A 21988-nucleotide genomic window follows, 5' to 3' on the forward strand; every position below is an offset into this window, starting at 1 on the left:
ATTTATTATATAACAGTGAAAAAATGGGGCCATTAATTTGCGCCTTATAATAATAAAAGCTGGACAGTAAGAGTAATAAATTGTTATGGACATGTGGATTAATGATATTTTATACTAAGGTTAACCACTTTATGATACAAGTGTACCACAATGTGGTTAAATATAAAAACCTCATTAAAAATGATAATAAAATTAATCCCAAAAAGGACGGTGATTGATATGGATGTAGTTAAAATTGGTGTGATCGGCATTGGAAATATGGGCAGTTCACATGTTCAAATGCTTACCAAAGGCCAAATTAACGGAGCGGTATTAACGGCTGTTTACAGCAGGAATGAAAACCGAATTGAATGGGTGAAGGTCCATGCAAAGGGAGATGTGAAAATTTTCAAGGACGAAGAGGCCTTTTTCAATGATTCAGAAATCGATGCCGTCCTGATTGCAACACCACATTACAGTCATCCAGAACTAGCCAAAAAGGCCTTTGCAAAAGGGAAACATGTCCTTATCGAAAAACCAGCCGGTGTCTATACGAAAAACGTACTGGAAATGAATGAAGCAGCGAAATCTTGTGGGAAAGTGTTTAGCATCATGTATAACCAAAGGGCAAATCCCCTTTATCAAAAAATTCGAGACCTTATTCAATCCGGCCAGCTGGGTGAATTAAAACGAACAAATTGGATTATTACGGATTCATACCGTCCGCAAAGCTATTACGATTCAAGCCATTGGAGAGCAACCTGGAAAGGGGAAGGCGGCGGTGTTCTTTTAAATCAAGCACTTCACCAATTAGATCTTTTGCAGTGGACGACGGGGTGTTTGCCAAAAAGCGTTCGTGCCGTTTGTAGTGTAGGGAAGTATCATGATGTTGAAGTGGAAGATGATGTAACGGCATTTGTGGAATATGATAATGGTGCAACTGGTGTGATCATTGCTTCAACGGGAGAAGCACCAGGGACAAATCGTTATGAGATCGTTGGGGACCGGGGAAAAATCATAGTCGAAAATGAGGAACTTCTTTTTTATCAATTATCACAATCAGAACGCGAATTTAATGCTATGTATGCAGGAGGATTCGGCAAGCCTGATTATGAAAAAATAAAAATTCCCGTAATCAGTGAAAATGCGAATCATGCGACCATTGTTCAAAACTGGGTGAATGCCATCAGGAATGGAACACCGCTACTTTCACCTGGTGAGGAGGGCGTCAATGCGCTGGAAATTTCAAATGCCATCTACTTATCTTCCTGGTTAAACGAAACGGTAGAATTGCCAGTTAACCCAGATCTGTATTATGAAAAATTACAAGAAAAAATCAACACATCCAACTTTGAGAAAAAGCATGTAACGAACACTACGTTGGATGTCAGCGGGACTCATTAGTAATTAAACAACAGAAGATTTGAAGATTGAGAGTTCAACAAAATTCGGGTGGTGCCTGTCACCACCCGAATTTTGTAGAATCCCTAAATATAAAGTCCGTTCGCATAAACGGCGGTCATGGTTCCGGCGATTTCTTCGACGGTGCCAAGGTGTTCGTTGCGGACGATTTCCCATAAGTACATTTCGTTGGTGAAGAACCAGCCTCGGGCGACGAGTCCATGGTTTAGTTCCGTTCGAGCTAGACCTCTTTCTTGAGCGAAGGCAATATCTTTTGAGATTCGTTGGATAAATTTTTCGCGGATTTCTTTCCATTTGGTTGATATCGAAGGGGAAATCCCAATGGCCTGCTCGAACAATTGCATCATGCTTCGTTCGGTTTCGGCCATTTTTAAAAAGGCAGTTGCCTGCGAAAGGATGATCTGCCTGGCTTCCTCCTTTGTTTTTGGTAAAAAGGAAACCTCGGCAATGTCATAAAATTTTTCCATGACATCATCCATCAAAATCATTAAAATTTCCTCTTTTCCCTCAAAATGAACATATGCGGTGCCATAGCCAATCCCCGCTTTTTTAATCATTTGCGAAATCGTTGCTTTTTGAAAGCCCTCCTCAAGAAAAACCTCCTTTGCTGCTTCTAGCAGCTTTTGCTTTGTCTTTATCGAGCGCAAATGGCGTTTGTCAATCACATCATGTTTCTCATTCATATCCGTATCCCCCCGTACTCTCTACCATTAAGCATATAAGGATTTTTCCAAAAATAAAAGTGATTACAACATTAGCAATTTTCAAAATTATAATATTGACATGATGTCATATTTATTGGTATAGTTTCTTCAAGTAATAAAAAGGGGGAAAATCATAATGATGCAACCAACTTTAGAATACGCCAAACAGTTGGACAAGGGGGACTCGTTAAGGCAGTTTCGCGAGGAATTTTATCTAAAGCCAGGGACGATTTATATGGACGGAAATTCATTGGGGCTGCTTTCGAAGCGGGCGGAACGAACCCTTCTAGAATCAGTCGAGGATTGGAAAGAACATGGAATTGACGGCTGGACGATGGGAAATCATCCATGGTTTGCACTTTCTGAGAGATTAGCAGAAAGGTTGGCACCACTAGTTGGCGCATCTGCTGATGAAGTAATTGTAACCGGTTCCACGACCGTCAATCTTCACCAGCTGGTGGCAACCTTTTTTCAGCCGCAAGGAAAACGGACGAAAATTTTAGCCGATGAGTTGAATTTTCCGACCGATATTTATGCGCTAAAAAGCCAGCTGCGTATCCACGGATTTGATCCGGAACAGCATTTGATTCGTGTAAAAAGCCGCGATGGCCGCCTGATTGAAGAAGAGGATATCATTGAAGCAATGACTGATGAGGTTACGTTAGTGATTCTTCCAACGGTACAGTATCGCAGCGGGCAAATCCTTGATATGAAGCGGTTAACCAAAGAAGCCCATAAACGCGGGATTTTAATTGGCTTTGACGGCTGCCATTCTGTCGGCGCGATTCCACATTCTTTCAGTGAATGGGATGTCGATTTTGGCTATTGGTGTAATTACAAATATTTGAATGGCGGACCGGGAAGTGTTGGCGGGCTGTACGTCAACCGCAAACATTTTGGCGCGAACCCGGGATTAGCCGGATGGTTTGGTTCCCGTAAGGATAAGCAGTTTGACCTTGAGCATACTTTCACACCTGCGGAAACAGCGGGGGCTTATCAAATTGGCACACCGCATGTATTAAGTATGGCACCGCTGCTTGGCTCCCTGGAAATTTATGCTGAAGCAGGAATTGAAAATATTCGAAAAAAATCGCTTGAGATTAATCAATATTTCATGGATTTAATTGAGGCGGAATTGGAGGGTATTGGGTTTGAAATTGGCAATCCGCGTGATGATGTACGCCGAGGCGGCCATGTTTGCCTGGAACATCCGGAAGCGGCACGTATCTGTAAATCATTGAAGGAAAATGGGATTATTCCAGATTTCCGCGCACCGAACGTGATCCGTCTTGCCCCGATTGCGCTATATACTTCCTATGAAGATGTTTGGAACGTGGTTCAAATTTTGAAAAAGATTATGGTTGAAAAGCAATATGAGAAGTTTGCGAATGAGCGGGAAATTGTAGCATAGATTGATTCGCGGATAAACGCTATCAATCCGCGGATAAATCACTCCGATTCGCGGATAAAACCCAAAAATTCGCGGATAAAATTCAATTATATACTCTAGGATCTTTCAAAAATCGATTTCTACAAAGGAAAGGCGGGGACGTATGGAGAATAAGATGGAAAAGGGATTAAAGCGGGAGTTAAAAACAAAGCAGTTGACGATGATTGCGATGGGGTGTGCCATCGGGACCGGGCTTTTCCTCGGCAGCGGTCTTGCGATTAGTACGGCAGGACCGGGCGTGCTGATTAGTTATGCGGTCGGGGCATTTATTGTTCTGCTGCTCATGGGGTGTTTAGCGGAAATGACCGTTGCACACCCATCCTCAGGATCATTTGGACTGATTGCCGAAAAATACATTCACCCGATGGCCGGATATCTTGTCCGCTACTCGTATTGGGTTGCCAATGTACTCGCGGTCGGCGTCGAAGTAAGCGCGATTGCCGTTTATATGAAATACTGGTTCCCAACCGTTCCGGGGATTGTCTGGATTTTGCTGTTTGGAGCCGTACTTATTTATGTAAATGCCACCAGTGTAAACACCTTTGCCACCTTTGAATACTGGTTTTCAATGATTAAAATCAGTGCAATTATCGGTTTTATTTTACTAGGAGCCTATGTTTTATTTGGATCCACCTCTGGCGCTGCCAAAATTGGACCTGAAAATTTCACAAACGACGGGGGATTTCTTCCGTTCGGCTTTAAAGGCGTCTGGATCGCCATCTTCATTTCATTGTTCAGCTTTTTAGGAACGGAATTGATTGCCGTGACCGCTGGTGAAGCGAAGGATCCCGATGTTGCAGTGCCAAAAGCCTTGAAGGCAACCGTTTTCCGTCTTTCTACTTTTTACGTCTTAACGCTCGCTATCATGTTGATGATTGTTCCTTGGAAAAATGCAGGCATCGATAAAAGCCCATTTGTAAAAGTAATGGAAATTTTGAATATCCCTGGTGCATCCGGAATTATGAATTTTATTATTTTAACCGCGGCATTATCGGCGATGAACAGTCAATTGTATGCATCGACGAGAATGGTGTTTTCCTTATCGCAGTCAAAATTTGCTCCGGCCGTTTTTGGAAGGGTCAATAAAAGAGGAGTGCCATCATCTGCTCTTGCAATATCCGCAGTTGGGATTATAGTGGCAGCAGTTGTTAGTGCCTTGTTCCCGGAAACTTCGTACGCCTTTATGATGGGAATTTCGATGTTTGGCGCAATTTTCACCTGGTTTATGGTATTTATCTCGCATTTATTTTTTCGAAAAATGTGGGAAAAATCAGGCGGCCGTAAGCTGCCAGTGAGAATGATCGGATTTCCTTATTTGACCATTCTTGGGGCGGTTCTGTTAGTGAGTTTAATGATTACGACGTGGTTTACGCCTTTTAAAATTTTGCTTCAGTTCGGTATCCCATGGCTGGTGTTTTTAACGGTTGTGTATTTCTTTTTTCATAAAAAAAGGGTGGAGGCAGCTGCCCAACAAGATATTGTGATAGAGGATTAATTAGGAGGTCTTGAAAATGGAAAACTCAGAGAATAAAAACTTAGAAAAAGGCATTCAATTAGACTTTAAAAAGGATATGTCTTATGGCGATTATCTCCACCTTGATAAAATTTTATCGAGCCAGCACCGGCTTTCGGATCACCATGATGAAATGCTGTTTATTGTTATTCATCAGACAAGTGAGCTGTGGATGAAGCTGATTTTGCATGAAATGAATGCAGCGATTGCGTGTATTCGTCAAAATGATTTGGAGCCATCGTTTAAAATGTTGTCGCGGGTATCGCGGATTCAACAGCAGTTGATTCAGTCGTGGAGCGTTCTTTCGACACTCACACCTTCTGAGTATATGCAATTCCGCGATAAATTGGGTCATTCTTCTGGATTCCAATCCTATCAGAATCGCTTGATTGAGTTTGCGCTTGGAAACAAGAATGCTCGTACTCTTGCCGTCTATCAGCATCAGCCGGAGCTGTATCCGGTGATGGTGGAGGCTCTTAACGAGCCGAGTATTTATGATGCCGCGATTTCGGCGCTTGTGGCGCACGGGTTATCGGTTGATGAGGAAGCCCTGAATCGGGATTGGTCACAAAATTATGAGCCAAATGCGAGTGTCGAGGCAGCGTGGCTGACTGTGTACCGCAATCCGGATCAATATTGGGATTTATATGAGCTGGCGGAGAAGTTGGTGGATATCGGTAACCAGCAGCAGCTATGGCGATTTAATCATATGACGACGGTGGAAAGAATTATCGGGAACAAAATGGGAACGGGCGGTTCGTCTGGGGTAACGTATTTAAAAAGAGTACTCGATCAGCAGTTTTTCCCTGAGTTGTTGAGTTTACGGACGAAGCTGTAGAATGTAAGAGGCGGTCTTCCTGGTGATGGGAGGACCGCTTTGCGTGATATTTGCGTTTCGGGGCTATACAAGAATTTTTCAAAAACAAATATAAAAAGTAAAGTAGGAGGACATTTTACATGAATCCTTGGATTGATATTTCACAGCCGCTCGACAACAAAATTGCGGTCTGGCCGGGAGATACCCCATTTACATACAAAGTCAATTGGAGCAAGGAAGAAAGCGGCTCGGTTAATGTCGGACAAATCAAGATGAGCACCCATACCGGTACCCATATTGATGCACCGTTCCATTTTGATAATGAGGGCAAGAAGGTCATCGATCTCGATGTGAATCTTTATATTGGCCCTGCAAAGGTGATTCATCTGCCAAAACCAACATCAATCGGAATAAAGGAATTATCTGATTACGAACTAGACGGAGTTACCCGTCTGCTAATCAGAACCGATTCCTTGGTGGACCGACAGGAGTTCCCAAGCGCGATTCCAGAGATTGAACCCGAACTAGCCTCCTATTTAGCTGGATACGGGGTCCGTCTCATTGGGCTCGACCTGCCATCCGTCGACCCCATTGACAGCAAAGAACTCACCGCTCACCACGAACTAACCAGGCACGGAATCCATATCCTCGAAGGCCTGGTCTTGGAACAAATCGAACCGGGTGAATACGAATTAGCCGCACTCCCACTCCCATTAATAGAAGCCGATGGAAGTCCAGTACGTGCTGTTGTAAGGAAAATTTAAATTCGACAAAAATCGGGTGGTGCCTGTCGCCACCCGATTTTTGTCGAATGGATTAATAAAATAATTTTTCTTTTAGAATATCCAGAGCTCGGTTTATGTCTTCTAGGTCTTTTTCCGAAGTATTTTGGATGCGATGAAGGAAACGAGTTTCTATTGATGCAAAGGTCTTGTCCATTATTTTTTCTCCTTCTTTAGAGAGGCAAATATATTGTTTGCGCCGATCTTCTGGGGAACTGAATTTTTTAATTAAATTTTTTTCTGTTAATTTTTTTAACTCACGGCTTGTATTTGGCAAAGACATATGCTGACAATCGCTAATCTCGCTTGGAGAAACAGGCTGATTTACTGTTATATATTCAAGAATGCTATATTGAACGGGCGTAATCGAATCTGATTTTGCATTTTTTGTTAATTCATGTGTTGCTCGATGAACAGCGGTTGTAAAGGCCACACATTTTAAAAAAAGAGCTTTTTTGTCCATAACTCTCACCTCTTACAGACAAGATAACAAAATTGTTATCAAATAACAATTATCATTTGACAACTAAATAAAAAGAGAGTTATTATTTAGTTATCAAATGATAAGTATAAGGGGTGCGCAATGAAAACACTGGTTATTTATTCTCATCCTAATCACCAAAGTTTGTGCTATGCTTTTTTACAAAAAGTTATCAAAGGATGTAACGAAAATCCTCACGTTAAGGAGTTACAGGTCCTTGATTTATATGAAGAGAATTTTAATCCACTTCTTGTGTTTAATGAACATAAACGAAGACGTGATATGTATCGAGATCCTCATATTGAAAAATATCAAAAACAAATTATGTGGGCTGAACAGATGGTCTTTGTCTATCCAATCTGGTGGGGAAGACCTCCGGCCATGTTGCTGGGATATATTGATCAATTATTTGCCGCAAATTTCGCCTATCGGGATAAAAGAGGACTATTTCCAGAAGGGCTTTTAAAGGGAAAGTCCGTTGTATGTATATCCACCATGAAAGGACCAACCCACTATCCGCTTATTTGGTTAAATAATGCCCATAAGATGTTAATGAAGAAAGCCTTATTTCATTTTGTAGGCATCAAAAATATAAAGTTTTTTGAATTTGGTAACATGGAAAGCCCAAACGGGAAACAAGAGAAAAAACTAGAAAAAATTTATCGTTATTTCAAAGGGATGGTGCACGAATATCATTAAAAAATTCCCTCCCGGGCTGGGAGGGAACGAAATGGTTAATCTTCCAATTGGAAGTCATGGTTGAAATGGATTTTTCCATTTTCATCTCGTATTTCTACTGTGGCCTTGTTCGTTGTCGGATCGACTTTGAAGACGCCAAAGTTGAAGAAATTGCCTTCTGCGTACATGCTTTCGGGGCTAAAGGTTGGGTCCAGTGTGCCGGGATTTATTTTTACCGCGCCGATTGGACCGCTGATGAGCTCGTGATAATCGGTTTTGCCGTCATGATTGGCATCATATTTAATCACTTGAGCAAAGTGGACATCCGTCGTAACAAAGAATACATTCTTAATTCCCTTTTCCACAATAAAATCAGAGATTTTTTTGAACTCATTCTCATATCCGGTCGGATCATTTGGGTTTACTTGATTGCCATTTGCCCAACCATCCCTGGCATTTGCCTTTCCAGTTGGAACAGAGATTGGCACAGAAGTAGCAACCAGTTTAATTTTGGCATCCGATTCAAGGAGCTGCTTCTTCAGCCACTCTAACTGTTCCCCGCCAAGCATCGTTTTATCCGCACCGTCTGCCTGGGTATTTGGAGCACGATAACCGCGGTTATTCAAAATCATCATATCGAGGGTATTGCCCCAAGAATAGGTGTGATAAAGCTTGTCTGCAGAACTGCGTTCATTCGAAATCGGCCAATAATCTTCAAATGCCCGAAGGCCAGTCGGTGTCAATGGCTGTGATGGTCCCGAAAAATCGTTGGTCACTTCATGGTCATCCCAAATCGAGAAGGTAGCCGTTTTTTGCAGCAAGCTTCGTAATCCAGCGTCCGTACGGTTCTCCTTATATTTTGCCCAGAAATCCTGTACCGATTGAGATGGAGGATTTGGCACAGCCGGTGTCTTATTATCGGCATAAATCGTGTCACCGCTGAACAGGAAGAAGTCTGGATTTAAAGCCGACATCGCCTTAAATGAGTTATATGGCGGGATTTCACCCTGTCCGCCCGTATCGCCGCCCCAGACCATGGTCAATGGTTTTAAGCTGTTTTCAGCCGGTGCCGTTTTGAATGATCCGTTCACGTTATAGCTGCTGGAAACAGCATGAGCACGGTAAAAATACGTCGTATCCGGCTTCAAGCCATCCATTTTAGCCTTTACTGCAAAATCATTTTCGGCCTCAGCATGAACGGTTTTTACGATAAACGGCTCTTTAAAGCTTCTGTCCGTAGAAATTTCAAATTGGACATTCGCTGCGTCATTTGTCCGTGCCCATAGAATCGCTGATGTATCAGTGACATCACCACTCGCAACGCCATGGGAAATAAATGGCTTGTCCGTTAGTTCAACCATCTTATCAGGATTATTGGTAAACTCGCCATCGACCCCAAGGGAAAGAAGGGACGCTATATCATCCTGGGAATTCACCGTCCATGGATGCACAAGCAGTTGATTTTGGTGTGCTGCCTCCATGAATTTTGGAACAACGAGTTCCTTGCTTGGACCAACACCAGAAGCGTAATTCGCAACACGTTTAAATTCCTGATAAACATCTTTACCCTTCAGCATCGCCCCCGTATATAGCTGAATCAGCTTTACATTTGGCGCCAATGTTTTCAACTTGCGCAGGCTGTCTTCACTGAATGATTCCAGAAAAAGATTCTTGCTATCTAGCACCTTGTTTTTTTGCAAGATTTCAATCAATTTTTCTTCCATTCCCGGATAAACATCTGGTGCTTTTGTTTCCATATAGAGGCCGACTTTTCCGTTCCCATGTTTTTTCACAAATTGAATCGCTTCATCAAGAGTAGGAACATGCTGCCCGATGTATTCTTTCTTCGCCAGCTCCGGATAAGCCGCATTGAACCATGAACCGGCATCAAGACGTTTAATCTCATCCATTGTAAAATCCTTCACACGCCAAGGTGCACGGTCCGGGTACAATTCCTTTGCATTGGTCGTTCTCGCCAATGTTTCATCATGCATAGCGATCAACTGACCGTCCTTTGTCATTTGTAAATCAAATTCCACGTAATCAGCTTTCATTTTAATGGCCTCTTTGTATGCAGCCAGTGTGTGTTCCGGCCCGTATGCAGAGGCTCCCCGATGTGCAATAACCGCTACATCAGAGGTGATTGGCTGTAAGGTAGATTGTCCATTGTCAGTTGCAACGGTTTGGTGAGGTGCTGCTAGAACTGCCCATGGAGCAGCTGAGGATAATGATAAAGAAAGACAAGCAATTCCCGCTACTAAACTCTTTTTCATTTTTCATTCATCTCCTATAGGTTATGTACTCGTACTTAACTTATAGGAGAATTGTAAAGTGGCCTTTAATAGAATATAAATGTTTGGTAAATTTGACAAAAATAGTAAATTTTGCTTATAAAAATAGATGTAAAAGATGCATATTTAATGAAAAATACCTATTTGACAAAAAACGGGTGGTGCCTGTCACCACTCGTTTTTTGTCGAATGTACTATTGAAGTCCTTCAATCTTAATTTCCTTCACCGGAAGGAATTGTTCCTCAGTATTTAAGTAGGTTAGTCTTACTTTATCTCCTTCTTTTAGGTAGATGATGAGTGGTTCCTTTTCAGATGAGAGAATAAAGTTTTGGCGATTGTTGAGCAGAAAGGAGACGACCGTGAAGTCACCTGATTTTTCTTTGTACACTCTAAGGACGGTTCCGCTGACCTGTTTTTCATCGGCTTTTGAACTGCCGTCAACCGTTCCTTTGCCACGTTGTAAGGCTGTTTTATACTGTTTTAAGGCATCGTTCGGCGTAGAACCATAGGCGGAAATTTCCGGATTTGCCGCTGAAACGATAAAGTAGTTTTGTAAAAATCCATTGGAATCAAGGACGGGGGTCAACCAGCTTGCCTCTCCATAAAAGTTATAAAGGATTGGCATTTTTCCTTCCCATTTTTTCTCAATGAATTTTTTTTCAATAATTTGCAGAGCTCCTTGGGAATCCATATACGATTCTTCCGGGTTTCCCGTATAATAGGTTGCCTTGCCCGACCTTGCATTTGTCAACGAATAACCGAGCATTGAGTCGACACTTTTCTTCGGGCTGGTGAAGTCTGTGAAATAATACATGATTCCATTTTCATCAAAAATCGGACTGACATTGGCCTCCGTACCCTCATCAGAAGGCAATTTCACATCTGATTTTCCAAATTTACTATTCCAGTAGCCATGAATAAAGTTGCCAAAATAACTGTTTTGCAGGCTGACAGCTTCCGGTGAGACAGCGCCATCAATAAAATCTGGAGCTTCATCTAATGAATATTCCTTTGTTTCCCCGGTTTTCGCGTCAACTAAAACAACCCCTTCTACGTTAAAACCATTTCGAGCAGAGATGAAATCACCGTAGGAACGAATATAGTATGGTGTCCCATCCTCATCCACTTCTAACTGGACATCACCGAAGAAAATCTTTTTAGGAAATTCCATGCGAATATGTCGTTCAATATTTTTATTGAAAAAAGAAGAGGGGGTATATATCATTTCTTTCTTTATGAACTTAGGATTTGCTGATGAATCAGTTGCGCTTAAAGAAAAATAACCTGGCGTTTCTGACCCCTTCCACCATTTGAAAAACCCCGAGAATTCAACGGGAGCAATATAAACATAGTCTCCGTTCACTTTTTGGATTTGCAGGTTGCCCAGTTCATAATAACTTGTGTTCGGGACCTGTCCAAATGCCTTTTTCATTTTGTTACGGGCAAATTGCGGCGGGACGCTTGCCGGTTTTTCATGCTCATCAAATGCTTTGATTTCAACCTTTTCCGTCATTTTGGCCATCGTATATTTTTCGTTGGCATTAAATAGAAAGGCCGTAAGAAAGTAAATGCCCAGGGCCAGGCTCCCCAAAAACAGGCTTGCTTTAATCTTTTGTTCCAATCCAGTGGAAAGAACTGTCCCGGCCGCCGTTAAGATGATTGCCAGCGGCCATATGACGGATAAATTTCGATCTAGGTTTGAAAAATAAAAGAATGCGAAAATAGCAAGTATAAAAACAATCAAACCCACCACCAAACCTCGAGCTTTTGGAGCATTTCCTTTCGGACTCCTAATAGGGACCAAAATAACCACCGAAACAACACCGATAATAAACGTAAACAAAATCATATTTCCCATAAACCCAATCCCTTCCAACTTCTATATGAATATTCCTACGAACGATGTGCTAGAAAAGTTTCATCGACAAAATTCGGGTGGTGCCTGTCACCACCCGAATTTTGTCGATAACATGTTTATTAAGATAATAGGCTTTAAAAAGGAATTGGGGCGGCATTAACCAAAATCTTACTCTATCAGAGCTCCATTATTCCTTCGTGAAAGCAAAAGATCTTCCTGAAAATGGCAGGCTAATAGAATTTGCAGGTAGTCCTCCGGGTTGTGAAACTCTAGCCCGAGCAGTTCTTCAATTTTTTTAATACGGTTATAAAGTGTGTTTTTATGAATATGAAGTGTTTCAGCCGTTTCGATCATCGATTTATTGCATTTTACATAGGTCATCAGTGTTTTCTCCAGATCATTATTCCTGGCTTTTTCCGTCCGAAGCGGCGTTAAAATTTCTTCGGCAAAGCGCTCAATTTCCGGAGAGGATCCTGTCGGAAATAACCGATTGATTCCCATTTTCTTATAATCCATCATCCCTGTTTGCTTTCGACTGATTAAATAAGCCAAGGATTTATTTGCTTCCTCATGGCATTTCACAATCGATTGGATTCCTTCGTGCGGCGTACTCAGGCCGGCGTGGAGCGGCATTTCCTCGCGATCACTCCACTTGACTAAAAGAGAATGAAGCGAATGGACCCATTCGTTTATCTCGTGTGTATGCTGTGTCGAGAAAAGAATGGTTACTTTATTATGGAATCCAAAAATCAAGGTTCCCTGGCTTGCAATCCGCCGCTTTAATTGGGAAATTAAGCGATGGATCACCGCTTCTAATGTTTGCAAATCTTGATATGCGACTACTTCAACTAATATGACAGAAAAATGTGATTGCGAATTCAACCCTAATAATTCGCCTATTTCCTCTAGGGCTGATGGGTCCTTATATTGCAGCAAGTCATTAAATAATTCCTGCGTTTTTTTGTAATATACCTCTGCCTGGGTTTTTCGTTTTGTTAATTCTAATGCCAGAACAGAACTGGCCTGCTCAATCGTCATTTTATCCTGCTGCGAAATCGGCTCCCGCAGCGGGACGAAAAAACAGCCAAGTGTGACACGATCCGACTGAATCGGATACACATAGTATTCGATTTCGCTCCCATCCACAATCATCATTGAGAAAGGCCTTTTTCTTGTTCTCAGAATTTTTGAGAATTCATCATTACTTAAATAGGAGGAGGGAATGTTCTTTTTTGGGAAAAGCTCCATATCGAGATGATCGAAAAAGAAGATTTCGCTGTTCATCATGCGGTTCAATTCCAGAATGATGAATTCGACACTCTTATTTTGCAAGGAAAGCTGTGTTAATGTTTCATGAATTTCCGCCCGCCTTAAAAACAGTTTATTTTTTTTCTCTAATTCTCGTGTTAAGTTAGTGATTTCCGCTAACCGGGCATTCTTTTCTTGAAAAAGCTTGGCATTTTGAATTGCAATTGCTGCTTGGGCGGCAAATCCTTGTAATAAGCTGAAATCGCGCTCTCTCAATTTTCCCTCTGTGTTAAATTGTTGAACCGCCATAACTCCAATTGCTTTATTTTCCAAGATTAGTGGAATGGCAATCATTGATTTTATTTGCAAAAGATCAATGGAATTTTCAAAAATCGTTAAATTCCCCTTTGTGATGGTTTTCATCTCTTCGAAAACCTCAGAAGGTGATTCATACATCACAGGTGTTCTGTCCTGAAAGACCTTTCCGGTTATCGATTCCCCGCTTTTTATTTTTACCGCCTGAAGTTTTTCATTGTATCCGACAGCTGCACGTGGAATTAATTCATTTGTTTTTTCATCATAGAGCTGCAGGTATCCTTTATCTGCAGCAGGAATGACACTTAGGGCCTGCGTAATGATTTTATTTAACACCTCTTCAAGCTCTAGTGAGGATGTAATCGTAAGACTGCTTTCGATCATGCTGGCAATTTCGGCTTCTTTCTCCCGTAAAGTAATTTCCGTCTCAAGAAAAGAAAACATCACATACAGTTGTTCAAGTTCTTTCTCTGAAAGGTTCACTTTAGGGCTGGAAAGAGTGAGAAGGACCTGATTGTTCTCTGAGTAGTAAAAAGAAACCGCCGTTTGGTTTCCATCAAATTGAATCGTGATGTTGTCTGTTGCTGAAGCAGGCAGAATCGTAAAGTGATTAGGCGCTGTTTTATTATTCGTATATAGCAAATGAGATGATTGCTTTCTGTTTTCAAAAAAGTAAATTTGAAAAGGAATTGGATTGAATTTTTTACAAAGAAAGGTGTAAAGATGCAGATTTTTCATGTAGAAGACCTCCCTATGGACTAGTATACAGTAAATGAGTGATTTTATTGTGCAATTGTACATTGATATAATTTTCAGATATTTTATACTTTTTAGTATAGTAGAAAAACATACACAGTAATTTTTTTATATAGGAGGTCAATGAAATGAACAAGCTTTATGAATTATTGGATCAGGCATACGAAGAAATGGTAGAAATTCGTCGTTATTTACATCAACATCCTGAGCTTTCCTTTCAGGAAGAGAATACAGCCAAATATATTGCCGAGTATCATCGGAATTTGGGACATGAAGTCCGGACAGGTGTAGGCGGCAATGGTGTTGTTGCTACATTGCATGGTGGTAAACCTGGACAGACCGTAGCCTTACGTGCTGATTTTGATGCATTGCCAATTCAGGAGGAGACCGATGTTCCGTACAAGTCGCAAGTGCCAGGTGCCATGCATGCATGTGGACATGACAGTCATACAGCAACCCTTCTCGGACTCGCTAAAGTGCTAAACTGCATGAAGGATGAAATCGAAGGGAATGTCGTCTTTATCCATCAGCACGCAGAGGAGCTTCTCCCAGGCGGCGCGATTGCAATGATTGAAGATGGCTGTTTAGAGGGTGTCGATGTCATTTTTGGCCAGCATATTTGGTCCCCAACACCTGTTGGAACGATTGAATACCGGACCGGCCCAATGATGGCAGCAGCAGACTTTTTTAAGGTGAAAATTCAAGGCCGCGGCGGACATGGATCCCAGCCGCATTTAACAAAGGACAGTGTTGTGATTGGAGCGCAACTTGTCGGAACTATTCAGCAGATTGTCTCACGCCGAGTCGATCCGCTCGATTCAGCCGTTATTTCCATTGGTTCGTTTGAAGCGAAAAATGCATCGAATGTGATTGCCGATACGGCTTTCCTTCAGGGTACCGTTAGAACCTTTAAAGAAAGTACAAGGGAATTTATTGAAGCGGAAATTGAAAGGGTTATAAAAGGAACTTGTATTACTGCTGATTGCACATACACTTATGAATATCAAAAAGGCTATCCAGCCCTTGTCAATCATAAGGAAGAAATGGAGTTCGTTGCGAATCTTGCTGAAACCGTTCCTGGTGTTACCGCTGTGAGGGAAATCGAGCCGCTAATGGGTGGCGAAGACTTTGCTTACTATTTAGAACATGTGAAAGGGGCGTTTTTCAACACAGGCGGCCAAAGCCCAGAGTGGATCGAAACCTATCCACACCATCATCCGAAATTTAACATTGACGAAAAGGGTATGTTAATTGCTGCTAAAGTTTTAGGAGCAGCTACATTAACATATTTGGAGAATAATAAAAAATAAATTGGGGTTAGGCACTTGATCTTTGAAGGGTCTAGTGCCTACGAAAATAAAAAAAGAAAGAAGGGATTCTTATGTCTCAAATGCTTGCACTAGTAATTGTTGTTCTTATTTTATTTATTGGAGACGTTGTGGCGGTTAAGACCAAAGCTTGGATTCCTTCTGTATTTATCAGTGCGGTTTTATTCTTGATTGGCTATTGGACATTTTTCCCGAAGAATATTGTTGAGTTAGCGGGTGTGCCGCCGGTTGTAGCGACAATGATGATCTACTTATTGATTACCAATATGGGCACGTTACTTTCTTTAAAGGAATTAAAGAAACAATGGAAGACGATTATCATTTCGCTTGCAGGGATTGCCGGAATCATTGCGTTATTATTTGGAATTGGAACCTTTATTTTTGGCTTTAAAACCATTGTTGTTGCGATTCCGCCGTTAGTCGGCGGCTTAGTATCTGCCTTGATTATGTCGGAAGGGGCAAAGGAAGCAGGGCTTACAACGTTATCCGTCTTTGCCATCGTCATTTATGTCATGCAAGGATTTGCCGGTTATCCACTTACTTCGATTGTATTGAAAAAAGAAGGAAGAAATCTTCTTCAGAAGTATCGCAGCGGTCAATTGGGTATGGCTCAAGCAAATGAGGAGGTTGCCGCTACAGCTGTCGCGGAACCAAAGGAACTTAAATTATTTAAAAATTTGCCTGATAAATATAATACTGATTATTTCAAATTCTTACGACTTGCATTTGTCGGATTCTTAGCCTTCATCGTTTCCACTTTATTGAAGCCAGTCGTCGACATTAGTCCATTTGTTTTATGTTTATTATTTGGTGTTATTGCACGAAGTGTCGGCTTCCTTGAAAGGCATGTACTGCAAAAAGCGAATGGTTTTGGAATTGCGATCATGGTTCTCATGTTGTTTGTTTTCGATCCGCTGCAAAGAGCAACGCCAGGGATGATTATGGAAATTTTATATCCGTTGATCGGCTGTATTGTGTTAGGTGTCATCGGAATGTACATTTTCTCATTTATCATTGGAAAGGTCCTTGGGGTCAGCAAACACATGTCCTTTGCCGTATCGTTAACAGCACTATACGGATTCCCATCCGACTACATCATCACAAACGAAGTCATCAAATCCCTAACCAAAGACGAAAAAGAACAAGAAGTGTTGACCAGCCACATGCTGCCACCCATGCTCGTCGGCGGATTCATCTCCGTCACAATCGTTTCCGTCATATTAGCAGGAATATTTGTAGGATTTTTATAGGGTGGTTTCGACAAAAATCGGGCTGTGCCTGTCACCACCCGATTTTTGTCGAATTCTTTTTTTGTTTTAAAAGCCATTGTTTCGTTGTATATTAAAGAGGATAATTGGATTTTTATACATTGCTTTTTTAGGTGGCAATGCTTTAGCGCTTGTCCAAGTAGGCAGTTTTTCTATACTCCGGTCACTTTGTCAAAACTTGTAATATAATATTCTTTGAATATGTAAACGTTTTCAATTATAATGTGGATAGGTGGATGGCGCGCGTGGCCATCATGGTATTGAGCGTAGGGTGGGGCCGATACTATCATGATTGATTACTAGGTATGTAGTGACTGCAGAACGAACAATCTATTAGTAAAATTTTATAAAGAAAATCCAGCGAAGGAAAAAGAAAGGGGTAAAAAAACGTGGAGAAACATAAAAACTTGTTTGATCTTTTTGTACAGGAAGACCGATTTGAACTTCATTCCTATTTAACTTATTTGTTCAACCAGCTCTGTGATCATCTTCCAGACCATGTCGAAGAAAAATTGGCGAACCAATAAAATATGAAAAAAAATATGAAAAATACCAAACCATAAAGGCGGCCATTTTATTTTACTGAAAATAAAATGACCGTTTTTTTGTGCTGTTTGGGGACTAGCACACTCGGATGCTTTTGAAAAAGAGCGGTGCCTGTCACCACCCGAAATTTGTCGAATAAATTTACATAATTTACTGAGTAGTCAGAGTTTGTTAGAATAATATTATACGTGGATAATAAAAGAGTTAGCAGCAGGACAGGAGGTTCCATGGGATTACTTGTAAATGACATCTTACAGTTAGAGATTATGAAGGACGCTATGGTGGTTGCCGGGGAAGATTTGGTACAGGAAAAAGAGGTTCAATGGGTTTCTGCTATGGAAATGCCGGTAGAAAGTTTTGTACGAAAGAATGAATTTGTGTTAACTACAGCAATCGGCTGCGGTCAAAACGTGAAGGAATTTGAAAAATTTGTACAAGATGTGATCGATTCTGAGGCTTCCGCACTGGCAGTAGCTTTAGGACGTCATATTTTTGAGATTCCAAATGAAGTGATTGAAAAAGCGCATCAGAATCATTTAATCCTGATTGAGCTGCCGTGGGAATTGCGCTTTTCTGATATCATTGAGGAAGTCATGCTTCAATTAAATGATGTCAATTATAAGGAAAGCAGAAGATCTGAAAAAGTTCAGCAGGAGCTTTTGAATCTAATATTAACCGAGACCGGTCTAACTTGTATTTCGAATTATTTATACGGGTGTATAGAGTACCCAATTGTAATAACCGACCAAATTGGGACCATCCAGGCCCAAAGTAAAGATGCCCCCAATTTTCTCGAATATTGGCGAGGTTATGCTGTAAAAGGGGTCCTTCCCCAGCGGAAGCCAACGCTAAGGTCGTCACATGATCCAATGATTCAAAAAATCCAATCCATTTATATTGACGAATATTGCATCTTACAGCTCCCCGTCATTCAGGTCTCAGGAAATACCCTGGGCTATTTATTCGTCATCTTGCCGTCTGAGGTATTGCTAGATCAGTTTTTAACTCAGTATATTGTCAATGTATTAGAGCATGCTGTCACAACCATCGCTTTGTGGTTTTCAAGAAAAAATGCTGTTGAAGAGGCAAAATCCATTCTTCACGATTCTTTTGTCAAAGAATTAACGAGTGGAGAATTTACGTCTTGGGATTCAGCAAATTCCAGAGCTGAAATTGTCGGCTATAACTTGAATCTTCCCTATATTTGTTTGATTGGCGTGCCGGAAAATTTAAAAAAGCTTTTTCAGAAAAACAATTGGGATGAAATGGCTTATCAGCAGTGGGTTGACAGCATGATTCATTATATAAAAGAAGAAATTTATTATGCTGCCCAGTCCTTGAATAAAGAAGTGATGATTACCTATCAACAAGAAAAGCTGATCGTTATGATTGAAATTTCTTTAGAAAACAAAAAAGAAAGCGTAACCAATTTTTTAGATCTTGTCGATCGCCGCCTGCGCAGTTTACTTCCAAAGGTGGTGATTTCTTGGGGGATTGGCAATTATAATGAAGGGGTTTTAGGTTTTAAGGAAAGCTATCAAAATGCGCTGACCGCCCTAAATATCAGCAGGAATAAAAAAGGAATCGGAAACCGGGTGATGTATGAAAACACAAGGATCGACCGAATCCTTCTCACCCTCTTTCAAAACCAAGAAATGAAAGAAATCATTACAGCCACCGTTGAACCGCTCGTTGAATATAACAAACAGCGAAATCTTGATTTAATTGATACCATCAGTACCTATAATCATTATCAGGGGAATGTAAGTAAGACTGCGAAAGCATTATTTTTGCATCGGCAATCCTTACTTTACCGTTTACGAAAAATTGAAGAGTTAACCGGGCTGTCACTTGTTGACCCAGATGATTTGTTTTTATTAGATTTGAGCATAAAAACTTGGAAAATGGGGCAATAAATTTCGCAGATCATTTTATAAAAAGCTGGCAAATGAAATGGAAGTCACTTCATTGCCTGCTTTTTTTCATTCAAAGTGTATGAAAAATCCGCCTTAGTTATCGACAGTTTTGACAATTGATATCCCAGTACCAAAAACTTAGGATTAGAGTAAAATGCACGGAGGTTGGTTCCATGACAGCTATACAAAGGAAAAAAGAATTAATGAAAATTCGGGACGTATGGGAAGCAAGACAACGAATTAGTCCGCTCATCAAACGAACACCAGTCATCCAGTCGTCCATACTATCAGAAAAAATTGGCCGCAATGTGTATTTAAAGCTCGAAAACGTTCATGAAGTTGGGGCCTTTAAAGTAAGGGGAGCAGCCAATAAAATCCTAAGCTTAAGTGAGGAAGAAAGAAAACGAGGAGTTGCAACGTACTCAACCGGAAATCATGGCATGGCGGTAGCTTATGTAGCAAAAAAGCTTGGCATTAATGCGGTTGTTTGTATTTCCAATCGGGTGCCAAAGGCAAAAGTCGACTCCTTAAAAAGGCTTGATGCACATATTGAAATCGTCGGTGACAGCCAGGATGCTGCAGGTGTGCGCTGTTATGAGCTCGAGAGGGAGAGGGGATTAACGGTTATTGAGCCATTTGATGACCCGTATGTGATTGCAGGTCAAGGAACGATTGGGCTGGAATTATTGGAGGACATCCCCAATCTAAGCGATGTAATTGTTCCGCTTTCGGGCGGCGGACTGCTGTCTGGAATTGGCTTGGCAGTGAAATCCAATGATCCAGGAATCCGCGTAACGGGGGTTTCGATGGAAAAATCAGCTGTGATGTATGAGAGTTTAAAAGCGGGTAAGCCAGTCGTGCTTCCGGAAAGCGAGACACTCGCTGATAGTTTACTAGGTGGAATCGGCCTCGATAATCAATATACCTTTCCAATGGTCCGAAAATATATGGATGAGGTCGTTCTAATTCCAGAAGAGGAAATTGCTTTTGGCATGGCTTTTATGATGGACAAACACCGAATGATGATGGAAGGTGCTGCAGCAACAGGAATTGCAGCTATTTTAGGCAATAAAATCCTACACCAAGAAGGGGATGTTGCTGTTATTATCAGCGGTCAAAATGTCGATCTGTCCATTGTCCATTCGGTCATCGAAAAATATCTTTCAATACACAAGTGATTTTGTCACTTGTGTTTTTTTGGAAGAAAGCGTTTTTTTCGTTTCGCTGATAAATTGGTCAGAAATGCTGATAAATCTCGAAAATTCGCTGATAAAATTAATCTTCACTTACTTTTTGCTAATTTTGACTAGAAACTAGCAAAATCTTTCATACAGAATGTCAGATGAAAAAGCTTTTAACAGTTTTATATAATACAAACAAATAGAAATATTCTAAAAATAAATATAACAAAACAGGAGTGAACAAGATTTATGTCATTCTCAATAACAGAATATAAAGAACGTATCCGCAAAACAAAAGAACGAATGGCTGAAAAAGGAATTGAGGTTCTCCTACTTACAGACCCAGCAAATCTAAACTATCTTTCCGGTTATGACGGATGGTCGTTTTACGTTCATCAGATGCTTGTTGTCATGCTTGATGAGGAACAGCCAAAATGGATTGGACGCGGCCAGGATGCTAACGGAGCAAAAGTAACGACTTGGCTAACGGATGATAATATCATTCCTTATCCTGATGAATATGTTCAATCCGATCTTAAACACCCAATGGATTTTGTTGCCGATCGATTAAAAGAATTTGGCAAAGATAACTGTTCAATCGGTGTGGAAATGGAAAACTACTATTTCACGGCAAAGTGCTATCAGCAGTTAACAAAGGGGCTGCCAAATGCCACTTTCCAAGACGCAACCCTACTCGTCAACTGGGTCCGTTTAATCAAGTCGGATGCAGAAATTGAATATATGAAACGCGCAGCCAAAATTGTTGAAAAAGCAATGCAGGCAGGAATTGATCTAATTGAAGAAGGCGTAAGGGAATGCGATGTTGCTGCGAAGATTTTTTACAACCAGATTACCGGTACCGAAGAATTTGGCGGCGATTATCCATCGATTGTTCCATTATTGCCATCCGGAGAAAAAACTTCGACACCGCATTTAACCTGGACAGATGATCGCTATAAAGACGGGGACGCTGTTATTGTCGAAATAGCCGGCTGCTATAAACGATATCACTCACCGCTCGCGAGAACCGTTCAGATTGGCCGCCCTACAGATGAAATGAAAACTCTTTCGAGTGTTGCAGTTGAAGGCATTAATGCCTGCTTGGATATGATTCGTCCTGGTATCGCGGCTGAAGAAATTGAAGAAACCTGGAGAAAAACAATTGAGAAAAGCGGATTTGTGAAGGAATCACGCCTTGGCTATTCAATGGGCTTGAATTACCCGCCAGATTGGGGCGAGCACACCATGAGCATCAGAAAAGGCGATAAGACGATTTTACAGCCTAATATGACCTTCCATCTCATTCCAGGATTGTGGCTTGACAAATATGGCTTTGAAGCGAGCGAGTCCGTTCGGATTACGGAAACTGGATGTGAAACCTTTGCGAAGCTTCCTAGAGACTTGACGTTAAAGGGGCATCAGCTTTTAAAGTAAACCTTAAATGGAGGTGAATC

At 41.2% G+C, this 21988-nt stretch carries 17 protein-coding genes; 12 read left to right on the forward strand and 5 right to left on the reverse strand.

Annotated features, from left to right (window positions below; all coding sequences use genetic code 11):
* Positions 1-219: 219 nt before the first annotated feature.
* Positions 220-1383: a Gfo/Idh/MocA family protein gene (locus tag E2K98_RS08390; RefSeq protein WP_133333808.1), complete on the forward strand. Its 1164-nt coding sequence runs from the start codon at positions 220-222 to the stop codon at positions 1381-1383.
* An 83-nt stretch (positions 1384-1466) separates the two neighbouring features.
* Here the strand turns inward: E2K98_RS08390 and E2K98_RS08395 are convergent, their stop codons facing one another.
* Positions 1467-2084, reverse strand: coding sequence for a TetR/AcrR family transcriptional regulator (locus tag E2K98_RS08395; RefSeq protein ID WP_133333809.1), 618 nt, complete (start codon positions 2082-2084; stop codon positions 1467-1469).
* 157 nt (positions 2085-2241) lie between these two features.
* Between E2K98_RS08395 and kynU the strand changes: the two genes are divergently transcribed.
* From kynU to kynB, 4 genes are all read left to right on the forward strand, one after another.
* Complete coding sequence (gene kynU / locus E2K98_RS08400; protein WP_133333810.1) at positions 2242-3516, forward strand: kynureninase; 1275 nt, start codon at positions 2242-2244, stop codon at positions 3514-3516.
* A 142-nt stretch (positions 3517-3658) separates the two neighbouring features.
* Entirely contained in the window at positions 3659-5050 is a 1392-nt protein-coding gene (locus E2K98_RS08405) for an amino acid permease (protein WP_133333811.1), read from the forward strand.
* A 16-nt stretch (positions 5051-5066) separates the two neighbouring features.
* On the forward strand, positions 5067-5906 hold the full coding sequence (gene kynA / locus E2K98_RS08410; protein ID WP_133333812.1) for a tryptophan 2,3-dioxygenase: 840 nt from the start codon (positions 5067-5069) through the stop codon (positions 5904-5906).
* A 119-nt stretch (positions 5907-6025) separates the two neighbouring features.
* Positions 6026-6649 (forward strand): arylformamidase, encoded by a 624-nt coding sequence (gene kynB, locus E2K98_RS08415; protein ID WP_133333813.1) that lies wholly within the window; start codon positions 6026-6028, stop codon positions 6647-6649.
* Between the two features lie 52 nt (positions 6650-6701).
* Here the strand turns inward: kynB and E2K98_RS08420 are convergent, their stop codons facing one another.
* Positions 6702-7130: a MarR family winged helix-turn-helix transcriptional regulator gene (locus E2K98_RS08420; protein WP_133333814.1), complete on the reverse strand. Its 429-nt coding sequence runs from the start codon at positions 7128-7130 to the stop codon at positions 6702-6704.
* A 120-nt stretch (positions 7131-7250) separates the two neighbouring features.
* Here E2K98_RS08420 and E2K98_RS08425 point away from each other — a divergent pair, with 120 nt between their 5' ends.
* Entirely contained in the window at positions 7251-7847 is a 597-nt protein-coding gene (locus E2K98_RS08425) for an NAD(P)H-dependent oxidoreductase (RefSeq protein WP_133333815.1), read from the forward strand.
* A gap of 35 nt (positions 7848-7882) precedes the next feature.
* Here E2K98_RS08425 and E2K98_RS08430 read toward each other — a convergent pair whose 3' ends face one another.
* From E2K98_RS08430 to E2K98_RS08440, 3 genes are all read right to left on the reverse strand, one after another.
* The gene (locus E2K98_RS08430) at positions 7883-10099 is read right to left on the reverse strand and encodes a glycerophosphodiester phosphodiesterase family protein (RefSeq protein ID WP_133333816.1); all 2217 of its coding nucleotides are present in this window, start codon (positions 10097-10099) and stop codon (positions 7883-7885) included.
* Positions 10100-10311: 212 nt separating this feature from the next.
* Entirely contained in the window at positions 10312-11976 is a 1665-nt protein-coding gene (locus E2K98_RS08435; protein ID WP_133333817.1) for an MFS transporter, read from the reverse strand.
* Between the two features lie 168 nt (positions 11977-12144).
* Positions 12145-14277 carry a helix-turn-helix domain-containing protein gene (locus E2K98_RS08440; protein WP_165976214.1) on the reverse strand — a complete coding sequence of 711 codons (2133 nt, stop codon included), beginning with the start codon at positions 14275-14277 and terminating at the stop codon, positions 12145-12147.
* Positions 14278-14423: 146 nt separating this feature from the next.
* Between E2K98_RS08440 and E2K98_RS08445 the strand changes: the two genes are divergently transcribed.
* From E2K98_RS08445 to E2K98_RS08465, 6 genes are all read left to right on the forward strand, one after another.
* Positions 14424-15605: a M20 family metallopeptidase gene (locus E2K98_RS08445; RefSeq protein ID WP_133333819.1), complete on the forward strand. Its 1182-nt coding sequence runs from the start codon at positions 14424-14426 to the stop codon at positions 15603-15605.
* Positions 15606-15676: 71 nt separating this feature from the next.
* Positions 15677-16873 carry a hypothetical protein gene (locus E2K98_RS08450; protein WP_133333820.1) on the forward strand — a complete coding sequence of 399 codons (1197 nt, stop codon included), beginning with the start codon at positions 15677-15679 and terminating at the stop codon, positions 16871-16873.
* A 407-nt stretch (positions 16874-17280) separates the two neighbouring features.
* Positions 17281-17418: a hypothetical protein gene (locus E2K98_RS30845; protein ID WP_165976215.1), complete on the forward strand. Its 138-nt coding sequence runs from the start codon at positions 17281-17283 to the stop codon at positions 17416-17418.
* A 246-nt stretch (positions 17419-17664) separates the two neighbouring features.
* Complete coding sequence (locus tag E2K98_RS08455; RefSeq protein ID WP_133333821.1) at positions 17665-19353, forward strand: PucR family transcriptional regulator; 1689 nt, start codon at positions 17665-17667, stop codon at positions 19351-19353.
* Positions 19354-19526: 173 nt separating this feature from the next.
* Positions 19527-20531, forward strand: coding sequence for a hydroxyectoine utilization dehydratase EutB (gene eutB / locus E2K98_RS08460; RefSeq protein ID WP_133333822.1), 1005 nt, complete (start codon positions 19527-19529; stop codon positions 20529-20531).
* A 252-nt stretch (positions 20532-20783) separates the two neighbouring features.
* Positions 20784-21968, forward strand: a complete 1185-nt coding sequence (locus E2K98_RS08465; protein WP_133333823.1) for a M24 family metallopeptidase — start codon at positions 20784-20786, stop codon at positions 21966-21968.
* Positions 21969-21988: the final 20 nt, after the last annotated feature.

The sequence above is a fragment of the Bacillus salipaludis genome (assembly GCF_004358205.1).